The organism is Streptomyces sp. NPDC000941 (genome assembly GCF_053599555.1).
The window spans coordinates 50,315-63,920 of record NZ_JBSFMM010000001.1 but is presented as its reverse complement, the minus strand read 5'-3'; the positions used below and the strand labels follow the sequence as shown (position 1 = coordinate 63,920).

9 protein-coding genes are annotated in these 13,606 nt (G+C 71.0%); 1 reads left to right on the top strand and 8 read right to left on the bottom strand.

Annotation, left to right across the window (positions count from 1 at the left end; genetic code table 11):
• Positions 1-537 precede the first annotated feature (537 nt).
• On the top strand, positions 538-2,154 hold the full coding sequence (locus ACWDSL_RS00275) for a hypothetical protein (protein WP_450480284.1): 1,617 nt from the start codon (positions 538-540) through the stop codon (positions 2,152-2,154).
• 12 nt (positions 2,155-2,166) lie between these two features.
• Here the strand turns inward: ACWDSL_RS00275 and ACWDSL_RS00270 are convergent, their stop codons facing one another.
• The 8 genes from ACWDSL_RS00270 to ACWDSL_RS00235 form a co-directional block, all read right to left on the bottom strand.
• Positions 2,167-4,305: a hypothetical protein gene (locus ACWDSL_RS00270; protein ID WP_450480098.1), complete on the bottom strand. Its 2,139-nt coding sequence runs from the start codon at positions 4,303-4,305 to the stop codon at positions 2,167-2,169.
• A 374-nt stretch (positions 4,306-4,679) separates the two neighbouring features.
• Entirely contained in the window at positions 4,680-5,780 is a 1,101-nt protein-coding gene (locus ACWDSL_RS00265) for a hypothetical protein (RefSeq protein WP_450480096.1), read from the bottom strand.
• Complete coding sequence (locus ACWDSL_RS00260) at positions 5,773-6,204, bottom strand: hypothetical protein (RefSeq protein WP_450480095.1); 432 nt, start codon at positions 6,202-6,204, stop codon at positions 5,773-5,775. The genes ACWDSL_RS00265 and ACWDSL_RS00260 overlap by 8 nt, the downstream gene beginning before the upstream one ends.
• Entirely contained in the window at positions 6,201-7,586 is a 1,386-nt protein-coding gene (locus ACWDSL_RS00255; RefSeq protein WP_450480093.1) for an RAMP superfamily CRISPR-associated protein, read from the bottom strand. The genes ACWDSL_RS00260 and ACWDSL_RS00255 overlap by 4 nt, the downstream gene beginning before the upstream one ends.
• Positions 7,583-8,920 (bottom strand): type III-B CRISPR module-associated Cmr3 family protein, encoded by a 1,338-nt coding sequence (locus ACWDSL_RS00250; RefSeq protein WP_450480091.1) that lies wholly within the window; start codon positions 8,918-8,920, stop codon positions 7,583-7,585. Before ACWDSL_RS00250 ends, ACWDSL_RS00255 begins: the two co-directional genes overlap by 4 nt.
• Positions 8,921-8,937: 17 nt before the next feature.
• On the bottom strand, positions 8,938-9,522 hold the full coding sequence (locus ACWDSL_RS00245) for an RAMP superfamily CRISPR-associated protein (protein WP_450480089.1): 585 nt from the start codon (positions 9,520-9,522) through the stop codon (positions 8,938-8,940).
• A complete protein-coding gene (locus tag ACWDSL_RS00240; RefSeq protein WP_450480087.1) occupies positions 9,519-11,009 on the bottom strand; it encodes a Cas10/Cmr2 second palm domain-containing protein in 1,491 nt (496 codons plus the stop codon). The genes ACWDSL_RS00245 and ACWDSL_RS00240 overlap by 4 nt, the downstream gene beginning before the upstream one ends.
• Complete coding sequence (locus tag ACWDSL_RS00235; RefSeq protein ID WP_450480085.1) at positions 11,006-13,027, bottom strand: hypothetical protein; 2,022 nt, start codon at positions 13,025-13,027, stop codon at positions 11,006-11,008. Before ACWDSL_RS00235 ends, ACWDSL_RS00240 begins: the two co-directional genes overlap by 4 nt.
• Between the last annotated feature and the right edge of the window lie 579 nt (positions 13,028-13,606).

The window sequence follows — 13,606 nt, the reverse complement described above, 5'->3', positions numbered from 1 at the left end:
TAGCCTCCCGTACGTCAGTCATTCTCATTGAATTCGGCGGTAGCGCACTGCCGCCCGGGCCCCGCACTGGACCGCGTCCTACCTCGAATGCCAGACCCTGGGTAACAAGCTCGCCCAGCAGGGTCGTCTCACCGGGTTCAATTGCGTTGCCAAGGGCAATGGAATCTGGATGATGCCTTGGTAGATCGCGAATATCGCGATGAATTAATCAAGGCTGCCGGCACCGCACTGCGTACCCGCTCTGCGGGAAATCCGCGCCAATAACCGGCACCCGGCGAACCGCCCCGCCGTTGACAGCACCGGACCCCCGCCGCTGCTGTCAACGGCGGAGGTGCGTCTGCGTGCGGGTGGAGGGTGGAGTCGCGCGACCGACACAGGCCGTGCGAAACCTCCCTGAGCGGGGAGTTGTTGAGTACGATCACCTCGTCCCATTGCCCCGTGTTGCCCCGTGCACAGCCGTCCGGAGAATTCTTGTTGCGGTCCCGCAGACGTCGTCGGTCCTCCCGGTGGGACACCTGGGAGACGCGGGCGACGGTCCTGGGCGTGGCGCGCACCCTGACGTCGGCCACCCGCCTGCTGGATGTGCTGCCCCTGCTGCGGCCGGACGACATCGAGATCTATCTGACGATCGACCCCGGCTCGGCTTTCGACGCCGGTCTGGTGGACTATCTGGCGTCGCTCGGCCCCACGGTCCTGCCCTGGCGGGAAGCGCGGCGGCGGCGCTTCGACCTCGCGGTGGCGTGTACGGTCCACCGGTCGATGTGGCACCTGGACGCGCCGCTGATGGTGCTGCCACATGGCGCCGGATACAACCGCCTGATCGCCGAGTCGACCGGGAACACCGTCTCGGCGGTGGGGCTCTCCCGGCGGGAGCTCACCCGCTTCGGACGCGTGATCCCCCGGATCATCGGGGTGTCCCACGAGGAGCAGATCGGGCGTCTGGCCAAGTCGTGCCCTGCGGCGGTGAGCCGTGCGCTGCTGGTCGGCGACCCGTGTTTCGACCGGATGGAGCGGAGCCTGTCCCTGCGTGACGAGTACCGCAAGGCACTCGGCGTGGTGGGCGGCCGTCGGCTCGTCGTGGTCAACAGCACCTGGAGCGAACATTCGCTGATCGGTACCTGCCCGGACCTCCCGCTGCGGCTGGTACGGGCGCTGCCGACAGATGAGTTCGCCGTCGCCGTCGTGCTGCACCCCAACGTATGGACCAAGCACGGCACGCCACGCGTCCTGGGCCGGCTGGCGTCGGCCATGGACGCCGGTCTGCTGGTCATCCCGCCGGAACAGGGCTGGCAGGCCACGCTGGTCGCGGCCGACTGCGTCGTCGGCGACCACGGCTCCACCACCTTCTACGGCGCGGCCCTCGACCGCGCCACCGCGGTGCTGGGCACCGGGGAGGAAGAGCTGGACCCGGCGTCTCCCACCGCCGCGTTCGTACGGGCCGCACCACGCCTGGACCCCGACGGCGACCTGCACCAGCAGCTGCGTCACGCGCTCGACCAGCACGTTCCGGGCAGTCTCAGCCACCTCACGGACCGGACGCTGGGCGCCCGTGGCGAGGCCGCGCGGATCCTCCAGCGCGAGATGTACCGGCTGCTGCCGGACCATGTACGCGCCCCCGAGGAAGCCCCGCGGCCGGAGCCGCTTCCCGCGCCCGAGCCGCGCCGGTCCGCTTCCGCGCGGCGCACGGCGACCTTCGACGTCCAGGGCCAGGTCGTCGATGGAGTGGTGGAGGTACGGCGGTTCCCGGTGCTGCCCGGCCACCAGGGGACGAGGGGGTTCTTCGCCGTCACCGCGGAGGAGACCAACCTGCTGTGGCTCCAGACCGCCGAGGTCAGCGTGCGCGCCGCCCCGCACGCCGCCGTCCCGCCCGAGCGCTGGGTGGCGGAGCAGGCCGTACGGCTCCCCGGTGTGGCCGTCACCGTCGCCGCGCTCGGCCACGGACGGCATCTGGTGCGGCTGCGCGACGGCCGGGCGTGGGAGGCCGCCGCCGAGCGGGCGTGGGGGGAGGCGGACCCGGAGCTGGACCCGGTGGTGCTCGGCTGCGCGGTGAACGTGTGGCTCACCAGCGGCGGCGCGGCCGCCGACCTGGGCCAGGGCCTGACGGTGCGTACGGGCGCCCAGGAGACGAGGGTGCGCCTGGACCCCCGGCCCTGACTCACTCATCGCTCACTCATCAGCGGTGACGCGGACCGTCCTCAGCAGCGCCTGCCGCTGCTGACGGCAGAACTCCGCCAGCCGCTCGTCGTGCGCCTCGGCCGCGATCCCGATGAGCTGGTCCAGCGCCTCCTCCCACTTGGTGTGCTGGCCCAGCCTCGCGGCCCATGTCACGGCGTCGGCCAGAGCGCTCATGGCCTCGTCCACCGTCCCCTCGGCCCGGTGCACCCGGCCGAGGACGATGCCGATCCGCGACCGCATCGGGTCGTCGTCCGTCTCCTCCACGATGCCCCGCGCCTCGGTCAGCACCGTACGCGCCTGCTCGTACCGGCCGGCGTGGAACAGCGCCTGGCCGACGTTGTAGCTCTGGACGACCACCCCGTGCAGGTCCCCGGCGGCCTCGTTGGCCTCCTTGGCCCGCTGGAACAGGTCCAGCGCCTCCAGCGGCCGGCCGTGCGCCAGGCGCAGCAGCCCGTCGGTCTCCCAGATCACCCCGGGCAGCCGGGGGTCGCTCACCAGGCCGAGCAGTTCCCCGGCCCGGGCCAGCTCGTCCGCCGCCCGGTCCAGCTCCTTCAACTCGTAGTAGGCGCGCGCCAGCTGGTTGCGCATCCGCACCTCGGCGTCGACGCGCCCCTCCCACTGCGCGGCCTCCACGCCGAGGCGGTGCGACTCGATCCAGTCCCCGTAGTGCTTACGGGTGTGGTACAGCGTCCACAGCGACTGGCACAGCCGCCACACCGCGTCGTGCCAGCCGTGCTCGGCCGCCGCGCGGAGCACGGGCAGCAGATTGGTCCGCTCCGTGTCCAGCCACTCCAGCGCCTCGGTCCGGCCGGCGAAGGTGGGCGCCGCGGCCCGCAGCGCTGCCTCGTCGTCGCCGACTGACGGAGCGAGCCGGAACCGGTCGCCCGCCGCGGCACGGTCGGCGGCGTCCGCCGCCACCCGGTAGTACGCCACGACGCGGCCCAGCAGGGCCGTACGGACCGACTCGGCCTCATGAGCCTCGGCGCGCTCCCGGGCATGCAGCCGCACCAGGTCGTGCAGCCGGAACCACTCGCCGCGCTCGTCCACACGCGTGGCCATGTGGGCGGCCAGCAGATCACCCAGCGCGTCCGCGACCCGGGCGCCGCCGACGGCCCGGGCCAGGGACTCGGTGAACGTCGGGCCCGGATGGACGCCCAGCAGGTGGTACAGCCACCGCGTATGCGCCGGAAACGTCTCGTACACCGCGTCGAACACCGGCCCGACCCCGGCCGCGTCCGGATCCCCACCCGCCGGGTCCGTACGCCGCAGCCGCTGCCGCTCGTCGGCCAGCTCCGCCAGCACCCGGTCCACGCTCAACCGGCCCGAGCTGACCAGCCGCGCCCCCACCGCACGCAGCGCCAACGGCAGCCCGCCGCACATCCGCACCAGTTCGGCCAGCGCGGTCTCCGCCCCGTGCGGCCCACTCAGCCAGCTGCGCACCAGACGCGTCCCGGCCTCCTGCGTCAGCGGCTCGACCTCGACGTCCTCCGCGCCGTCCAGCACAAGACCGGGCAGCTGGGTCCGGCTGGTGATCACCGTCATCCCGCCGGTCGCGGCCAGGGGCCGTACCTCGGCCGCGTGCTGCGCGTTGTCCACGACGACCAGCAGCCGACGGCCCGCGGTGACCGACCGGAACATCGCCGTACGGTCGGCGAGGGACGCCGGTACGTAGCTCTCGTGCACTCCCAGCGCCCGCAGGAACCCGCCCAGCACCCCGCCGACATCCACGCCCCCGTCACGGCGCACCGCCGCCAGATCCGTGTACAACTGCCCGTCCGGGAACTGATCCACCACCTGCCAGGCCCAACGGCACACCAGCGCCGTCTTCCCCACCCCGCCGAGCCCGCTGACCACCACCACGGGCGGCGCCGGATCCGACCGCGCGCGGTCGACCAGCGCATGCAGAACGGCCAGCTTCTCCTCGCGGTTCACAAACCCGCGCGGCGCGGGCGGCACTTGCCGGGGCACCGGGGGCGGCGGAGGGGGTGCCTGGTAGAGGTTCATCGCCTCGATCAGCCGCGCCTGGATCAACCCACCGTGCACGGTCCCGCCGTACACGGCGTTGTGCCCGTCGCCGTCGCCGTCGCCGTCGCCGTCACCGCCACGGCCCTCGCCGTCCCTGCCGCCCACGTGTAGCGTCTCCCTCCGCCTCAGCAGCCCCCGCAGACGGTGGCTGGGCGGCCGCTGACCGCCGGACGACGCTACCAGCGCGGGGTGGTTGGCGGCAGCGATCATCCCCGCGTGCGCGGGGCGGGCCCGCTGCCGGGAGGCTACGGGACGTATGACGAGGAGCTATCCCCGCCGACGCGGGGCGGACGTCGACTCCATCCTCGCCGAGACGTTGACGGCTGAGCTATCCCCGCCTGCGCGGGGCAGACCTGGCAAACATGAGCCAGTCAACCCTCTACCACGAGCTATCCCCGCCTGCGCGGGGCAGACTCTTCATGAGCTGTGACGCTACCACGGTCGTTGGGCGAATTGGCCCGGGCGGCGTTATCGGTAGCTCATCCCCCGCCGCTCTCCGGAAGCGCATGTGCCACGAACGTCGGCGGCGCGTCATTGAGGGACCAGCCGAGGGCGATGGCAAGGGTCAGCGGGCCGTTGAAGAAGAGGAGGCCCTCCGCCGGGATACCGGTTTCGGCGGACCAGGTATTGCGGGCGGTATGCCATTGGGCGCGAATGTGGGTGGTGATCGCTGTGAAGTGGTCGGGGTCCTCGGGGATGTTGCCGTCCGCCTCGACGATGACGACCGCGCCGCACGGAGCGGTGGGGGCTGTGCGGTTGTCGGGGTCGAAGAAGTAGCCGGTGGGGCGGCCGTCGGGGAGGAGAGGGTTGCCGGTTTCGGCGACGTGGCGGGCTTGGCTGATCATCTGGTCGCGTCCGGCGAGGCGGACGATGAGGGCGAGGCGTTGGTGGCCAGGGTGGCCGGGCCCTATCGCTGGGTTGTGGATGATCAGGGGGTCGGTTGGGGGTCTGAGGGCAGCGGCGGCGAGGGCTTGTGATGCGGGTGTGGGTGCGTGACGGAGGGCGCCGTGCAGGCGGATGCCCGGGACGACCTGCTCGGTGGTCGGGGAGTAGTGGGCGATGGCGGGGCCGCCGCCCAGGGGCTGGAGGGCCTGGCCAAGACGGTAGCCGTCGTGGAGGGACATCAGCGAGTAGAGGCCGACGTCGGCGAGGTCTCCTCCGGTGCTGAGAACTTCGGCGCAGCGGGCGTCGATGAGGCGGCCGAGCAGCGTGATCTGCTCCGGCGACATGACGGGGGTGTGGTCGCTGGGCCACAGTTGGCCACGGTCGAGGACGAGCAGGGCCGCGTGTTGGTCGCGCGCGGCGTTGCGCATTGCCATGGCGCGGGTGTCTGAGGGGGACGTGGGGTAGAGGGCGAGCAGGATGCCGAGACCGCGGTCGCGAGTCATGGACCAGCCGGTCAGGACTCCGGTCACGCCGATGACGAAGGCCACGTAGAGGAGCCAGACGTTCGGGGTCCAGCTCTCCAAGACGTTGGGCACGACACCGAGGGCGACAGAGGCCGCCACGGTCATCAGCAGCGTGCCCGCCCCTTTGCGCGTGCTGAGCAGGTCCGCCAGTCGGCGCCAGGTCTCACGCACGTATCAGAGCTTCCTGCCGTACGAAGACGGCGGGCGACGGACCGGTGATTTCCAGGAGCGTGAACTCCTGGTCGGGCAGCGGGTTGTCGGGGCGGCCCATGGCAGGATCGTCCGCGGTCCACAGGCGGCCGGTGCGTACCTGGACCTCGACCGGGGTCAAGGGGCCTGTCACCGGTTCGAGGGGCGGCGTGGTGTGGAGTGCCGCCGCCAGGACTCGATCGACGTCGATGCGGGCGCGTATGGCTCGGGTGGCGTCCCAGGCCCAGAGGTGTGTGGTGGCGGGGATGGCTTTGGGCAGGAGAGCTGCGGGGGCGAGATGGAAGCCGCCGAAGTCCGACCACGCGCAGTGGCCTTCCGCCTCCCGCAGTTGCTTGCGCAGGGCGTCCCATTCGACGACGCCGAGGCGTTCAAGTGTCATCCTCATCGGCCGGTCACTTCTTTGGAGAGGGCGGGGAGCGCCTGGCCGAGGCGTTCCCGTGCCGTGGGGACCTCACGTTCCAGGAACGCTGCGGTGTCGGCGGTGCCGTGGAGGGTGCCGCACCCGCGTGTGGTGCGTCCACCGATGCCGAGTGCGCCGGTGTGCAGGTCGTACAGTGCGAGCAGCAGGACGTCGCGCAGAAGCGGATCGAGTGGGCCGGCGTGCGGGTCGCTGGGCTCGTCAAGGATGGTCAGGGCGACCTGGCCCCGCTCGACGACCTCGTCAGTGAACAGCAGCCCTGCCGCCGCGCCGCCGGTGAAGCGGTCGAGCGCGACGTGGTCGCGGCTGGCGGTCCCGGCCGGCGTGCCGTCGGGCCGTAGGACGGGGGAGTCGAGGAAGACGAGCCTCCCGCGCAGCCCGCTCTCGGACACCCCCGGCACGGCACTGTGTCCGAAGGCCGCGCAGACCGGGCAGGCGCCACAGCCGGTGAGGGTGGTGCATGCTGCGTGTTCCGCGAGGCTGCGCAGGATGAATGCGCACCGACTACGGAGCAGGCCCTTCCACGTCGTGCCGGGGACGAGCGGGCGACCGAGGTGGTCGCGCAGGTGCTCATTGCGGTCCGTGGCATGGTGGCCGCTCTCGATGCGGCGACCGCTGCCGATGTGGAGGGCGTCGTTGATCGCGAAGCTGAGCTGGGTGCCGAAGACCAGGGGTGCGTCGTGCGGCTGCGCGGGGTGGGCAGGGCCGGGGAAGATGACCTGGCCTCCCTCGAAGAGGGCGGGGCCGCCACGGGTGAGCCAGGCGCGGCGGCCCTGCGGTGTCGCGAGGTCCAGGACGCGCCGCGTCACGCGGGTGAGCCGGGCCTGTCCGTGGCCGGTGCTCTGGGCGCCGCCGATGCGTACGGGCCAGGACGGCAACACTGCTTCCAGTTCGGCGGCGAGCAGGCCGGAGCCGAGAGTGTCGTCGAGCCGCAGCCAGGCGGTGACGGTGGTGCCTGGCGGCAGGAGTTCCCGTTCCCGCAACGTGGCGGGGGCGGCGGCTCCTCGGGAACGGTCGATCGCGGTACTCGCCCGCCGCAGCGTGTCGGCGTCCTTGGGAAGGTCCGTCCTCGTGCCGAGGATACGGACTGGGGAGGCCGTGGCGACGGTGCGGTCCGTCTCGCGGCGTAGTTCGCCGAAGAGCCGGGCCGCTGCGCCGCCAGTGGTCTTCTCTGCGTGGGCGCGCAGCGAGCCGGCGAGGGATGTCGCCGGTATATGGGGTTGGCCGGCGGCGCCACGGGCGAGGGGGAGAGCGGGGGCATGGGCGGAGTCGATCCGTCGGCTTTCGGGGGCGGACACGCCGCCGGGGGTGTCGAGCACCAAGGTCAGTTGATAGAGGTGGATTTTCATGCCTCCGGCTCCTCGCTTCTGACCAGCGGGTTGAGGTGGCGCAGCACCTCTCCCAGAAGGTCTGGGTCCGGATCCAGCAGGAGTCGTTCCAGGGCGGCCCGGTCACTGGGGCGTAGATCGCGCAGCGTGGTCGCGGCGAGCAGGTCGGTGTGCGAGGGGCGCTGACCTGTGGCCCGTTGCTGGGCGTACGTACGGAGGTGGGTCAGCAGCCACGGCCCGTGTCCGGTGGCATGGAGCACCGCGGCGATCCTCGTGGCGACGCTGCTGCCGGGCGCGGTGGCGATGCTGCTGGGCGGGTCCGGGGTGTGCGTGGGGGCGGACCACGGCTCGGTGTCGACGCGCAGCAAGCCGAAGCCCTCGTTACGGCGCAGGCCCAGGCCACGGTCACACAGCGCCCGTATCCGCTTCAGGGCTGGAGGCTGGGCGCAGTCCAGGAGGAAGGTGCTCCCCGCGCTGACAGCCAATTCCTCCGGCTTCGGCAGGTTGGCCGCCGTGTTCCACCCGCCGATGCGTTCGTGGCGCACCCAGGATCTTTCGATCGTCACGTCGGTGCCGAGCAGCGCCGCGAGTTCGGACTTCTGAGGGCGCAGCGCAGGCAGGCCGCAGTCGTCCGTAAGCAAGGCGGGGGCCGTGAAGCGCAGCGCCAACCGCTGTCCGGTGGCGACGGAGGCCGGAGCCGCGGGGCTGCTGGTGACGAGGGCCAGACCGCTGGTGCTGCGTCGCCCGCCGATGCGCACATGGTGCTCGGCTCTGAGCCACTCATCCGCCTGTGCCGACAGGTCATCAGGCAGGATGAGGTGCCCTCGGAAGCGCGTCGGCTGATTGTTGTCGTCCTGGGGGCGGATGGCCTCCCGGGTGAACAGCTGTCCCTCGGCGGCGACGCCGTCCTCGGTCAGCTCGACATGGGTGGACTGCCTCACCAGCCGTCCCGCCGACGGGTCAAAGGGCTCCACTTGGCCCTTGGACAGTTCGGCCGGGCCCGCGCACACCGCGCATTCCTCGGCAGCGGCGCCCAGCGCCTCGTCCACGCTCCACTGTGAACAGGCCGCAGTGTGCCGGTACTTGCAGCGGCGCACCGAGAGAGGCACCAGTGACCAGCCGTATGGAAGCAGAGCGCCGTATCGTACGTGCCGCTCGAACAGCTCCACAAAGTGCGCGAGCAGCGACGGGTCGGAATGGGCCAGTTCATCGGGCTTGCCATGGGCGGCGATCCAGACTTGGGCGAGCGCTCCCCGCAGGACCGTCCCGGGGATGTGCCGGTGGGTGCGCAGCAGGGCGGTGCCCGGATTGGGACGGGTGCCCAGGGAGAGGGGCTGGCGAGCGGTAAGCGTCACGGTGCGCAGGTGCGGCATCAGCCCGTCCCGCCTTCGGGTGTTGGTTGGGCGAGCAGGCCTTCCAGCACGTCCAGGGTCTCGTCGTCCATGGTCGGGTCGGCGGTGGTGCAGCTGATCCAACCGAGACCGCGACTGCGGCCCGCTCCCAGTTCGTGTACGCCGGCCGCCGCGCACGCGAGTACGGCCAGGTGAGCGCCCTCGTCCAGACCTGCGGGCAGTACGTCGAACCGTTCGACGGCGAAGCGCGCGGTGGCCGACGGAACGGTGACCTCTTCGGCGACGACCAGATGGGACGGGATGGCGGTGCCGGTTTGCGGATCGAGCTCGACCCGCGCCCGGGACGATATGCCAGGCTCCTCGGGGCCGCCCGCGTACTCCACCGGACCCCAGTGCCACGGCGAAGGCTGCCGGAGTGCCCCGAAGACCGCCCGTACGACATCCGGGCGCTTCGGAAGCAACAGGCGCTCGGCGCTGGCCCGCATGACGCCTTTGAGTGAGGTCGTGGGGACCAGTTCCGTGCGGTCCACGGTCGTGCCGAGCCCGGGACGCGAGTCTCCTGTCCCGATACGGAACGGCCCGTGGAAGTGGATTGTGACGATCACCAGCCGCTCCCCGCCAGTACGGTCCCCGTACGCCACCAGCTGGTGATGCGCAGTGCGTGCCGCAGCGTTATGCCACAGCGCGGCGTTCGCCCGTCCGGCCCCGTCAGAAATGGTTCGACCGCCTTGAAGGTGCCGAGCCGCTGAGCCTGTCCCCTGGCCGAGACGTCGTCGGCGTGATCGCGCAGTGCTTCGGCCAGCCGGGCCCGGTGACTCTGCCCGAGCGCGGCGAGCCTGTCCAGGGCGCGCCGCGTCTCCGGAGCGGCGATGACGGACAACGGCAGCGGCGGATCCCCGGCGCCCTGAAGCCCGTCGGCTGTCAGGTCCAGGAAGTCCAGACTGGACGCCCGCCCGCCGGTCCCCTGCTTGGCCGCGCGCAGCCGCTCCTCCGCCAGATCCACGAGCAGATACATCGGCTCGCTGTGCCGGGCGAACACCATCCCCGCCGAGGCGGACGGCACCGGCAGGTCGAGCCGGTGCCGTTCATTGATCGGTGTCACCAGATCGCGCATCTCCTCGTCGAAGACCCGCAGGTACGCCACGGTGAATGCCCAGGCGTACGAGGCCGGCACGCTCACCAGCACGTCGTCTCCGCCAAGCACATGGGGGACGACCGGAAGGCGGCCGGTGTCCTCGGCACCCATCGACTCGACCACGGCCAGCGTGCCGTACTGCAGTGCGCATTCGGTGAGGTCGGACAGCTTCTTGGACAGGTCCCGCTTCACATCCCTCAGCTCGGCCCGATCAGACGCGGCGGCCACCAGCCGCTTGAAGAACAGCCCCACCGCGTTGCCATCGATGTGGATGGTGGCGAGGTGGTTGCGCTTGGTGTCGCCTGCGCCCAGTGGGGCCAAGTCCTCCAACATGTCCGGGGCGTCGCTCAGTTCGAGGGCCGCTTGCAGCCGCTGCTCCGCCGATATGCCTGCCCGGCCGCCACGGCGGTGCAGCCTGCGTGCGCAGTCAGCGCACACCATCTGTGGCTCGCCGGGCGCCTCCGGTAGCCGGGCCGACTCCGTCGCCGGATCGGTGCGGCACAAGGGACACAGCCGTGTCGCCGGGAACTCCGGCAGCACCGGAAGGTCGTATCGCACCTCTCCCCGGTGCGTCCGGGGCCCGATCTGCCGGACGTACGCGCTCACGTACGACTCACCGATGCCCCACACGGCCTGTAACTCGGCGGCCGGGAACTCGGTGCGCAACTCGGCGAGCACGGCGGTCATCACCTGCTCCACCCGCTCCTCCCGGCCCTCTGGGCGCGGGTCGCCGAGCCGGAGGTTCACGACCCCGTCCGCGACGCCCGCCTCCTCGTTCGCCAGGGCCAATCCGTCCGGCAGACGGGCCGCGATCGCCTCGCTCTTGGTCGCCTCGGCCATGCCCGCGCTGGCGGATCGGCGCCCGCGCAGCTTGGTGGTCCGGGCGAGGTAGCGCTGGATACGGAGGAAACCGACGTCGATGTAGACCTGTTCCACCGCGAGGGCGTTGCCGTTCACCGGTCGACCCGCCGTTTCACAGCCTTGAGGTCGGCGACCACAGGAAGCGTCTGGTCGCCGACACCGAGCAGAGGCAGCGGTAGCAGCGCATCGTCGTCCCGGTTCTTGCCCTGATGCCTGAACCCCCGAGTGGACTGCCAGAAAGCCGTGCTCGAGCGCAGGTGCTCAAGGACGAGCCCATCACCGTCCTCGCTGAGTTCCCCAGCGGGCGGATACCACACGTGGTGAGGCGAGACCCGGTCCAGGCAGAACGCGTGACCCAGGGCCCGCCAGATCCGCTTGCGCTGGTCCTGAGGCACCGACCGGCGGAAAGCATCCACCGCCTCGTGTAGCGAGAAATCCTCGGAGTCGCTGCCCGGGGCGGTGGCGTAACGGCAGCGAGTTGTGTACGCCTCCAGCCGCAGGATCTCGGCCGTGCAACTGCCGAAGCCGAGCGGACGCCCACCACCCATGGCGAAGCCGATCGGCCCGCCATGGCCGTCCGGCGTCGGCAGCACACTTTGCGGAGCGAGGGACGCCAAGACGCCTCCGAGTTCGGCCGTGGACAGGTTCTCGAAGCGCACCCTGTAGCGGAAGCTGATTCCGGCCGGAACCGCCTCGGCCTGGGACAGCATGGCGTTCTTCGTGCCGCCTGGCTGCTCGTACAGAGCATGGAAGGCGTCCGCGCGATCCCGGGTCGCACGGAAGAATGGACGCTTCGACGGCTCTGCCGTCAACCAGTAGACCTTCCGTCCGCGCAGCCGACGGGGCTGCGCGTCCAGAGCGGATCCCCACTCACGCTGCGGATCGGCCATCGGCACCGGATCAGGCACCTTCTTCTGCGGCTGCCGCAGATAGAACTGTCCCGCCCCCGGGCGGGGTCCGGACAGCGGCGGCAGCAAATACGTCTCCAGGGCAGGCGGCTCGATACCGGGCGCCAACACGGCGTCCAAGAAGCGCACATGCCCCCGGTACGCCTTCTGCGTCGCGGCACCTGTATCCGTACCCTCCGTCTCCGCGGAGCCGAAGATCCGGCACGTCGGACACAACCCGTTCGCGACGTCCTGACAGGGAAGCAGCTCATCCGGCACCCGGTCGCGGGCACGCAGTTCGCCACCACTGTGCCGCCAGATCTGCGCCAGTGCGATTGCCTCAACGCGCACCGGAGCCGGAGCCGACGCCTGGCCCTGCTCCTGGTACCGCTCGGCGAGCCGCACCCACACCACTTGCTCACCCGGAAAGAGCCTGCGGCGCCCGGCGATACGGCGGCCCACCAGGACATCCGGCCGCTTCGGGTTGGCCGCCACATCGATCCACGTGGGCTCGGCCTCCTCCTGACCGGACGCGCCTGCCTTGCGTGCGCGCCGCAGATCGTCACTGCCCTCGACCGCGGCCAGGAAGTCATCCCACACCGCCTTGCGCCCCCAGACCACCGGGCGCGGGCCGGCGCCGAGCTTGCCGACCGCGCAGAAGTACGTGGCGTCCGGCCCCGTCTTACGGACACCGCTGTCCGTCAGCAGCAGGACGCTGTCGTCGCCCCGCTCGACATCGCGCGGATCTGAGAGCTGCAGGCGGGAGACCGGCTTGCCCAGATGCGTGCCGAATGAGGTCGAACGGCCCATGCTCCGTAGGCGCACCGTCGCCCCCGTACACACCTCCTGCCAGCCTCCGAGCACCTCACCGAGCCAGCTGGCCGGCACCCACGTGGTCTGCGGACAGACCGTCAGCTCCGTCGGCCGCCCATCGGCGTCCACCCGCTCCACCCGTGCCATGTACCAGTAGCCGGTCCGCGGCTTGGGTACATCCCGGTAACCAGGACGGAAGCGGCCGTCGAACACCCGCAGACAGCCACCCGCGATGTTCTCGTGTAGACCTCGCACCACCCCGGCGACGGTCGACCCCGGTATGAACGGCTGCTCGGCGTCTCCCTCAGCCCCGACCCGGCGCCGAGGGAACCGGCTCCGCTTGACAGTGCCGTCCACACCGCGCCCGTTTACCGCATCGCGGATCAGCAGCGGACTGCGCAAGGTGATCTCCACGTCGACCGCCCCGCTGAGCCGGCCAGGCCCGACCCGGTCATGCCCAGCAGGCTGCTGCCGCCAGGGATTGTCATCCGGCCACTCGCCGGGTTTCGGGAACGGCACGAACGTGTACGGATTGACGAATCGCCCGGTCCCTGATCCGTACTGATTGGGCCTCACTCTGCTCCCCCCGAGCACAAGCCTCTGCTTCCCCGCGCCCGCGTGAGATTACCGGGCCGGGATGCTTGCCGGTATCAGCCTCGCCGCACTGCGGCCGCGGTGACGGGACCAATAGGGCGGGCCGCGGGGACGGCCGACGCCGAGAGAAGGTCCACACTGAGCTATCCCCGCACGTGCGGGGCGGACGCTTGCGGGTACTTCTCCACCCGCAAGGTGCTGGAGCTATCCCCGCATGCGCGGGGCGGATGGAAGATCGCAATCGCGCGTTATTAATTGTGCGGAGCTATCCCCGCATGCGCGGGGCGAACACTTCCTGACCAGCGAGATTACAGTATGGACGGGCGCGAATTGGCCTTGCGAGCCATGGCGCATCGATGGCTGAGCCGGTTACTTCTCGGTTACCCTCTGCGGCTGTGG

Coding starts and splice junctions, on each gene's coding strand:
- ACWDSL_RS00260 (WP_450480095.1), bottom strand. CDS start 6,204: ATGAGGATGACACTTGAACGCCTCGGCGTCGTCGAATGGGACGCCCTG.
- ACWDSL_RS00255 (WP_450480093.1), bottom strand. CDS start 7,586: ATGAAAATCCACCTCTATCAACTGACCTTGGTGCTCGACACCCCCGGC.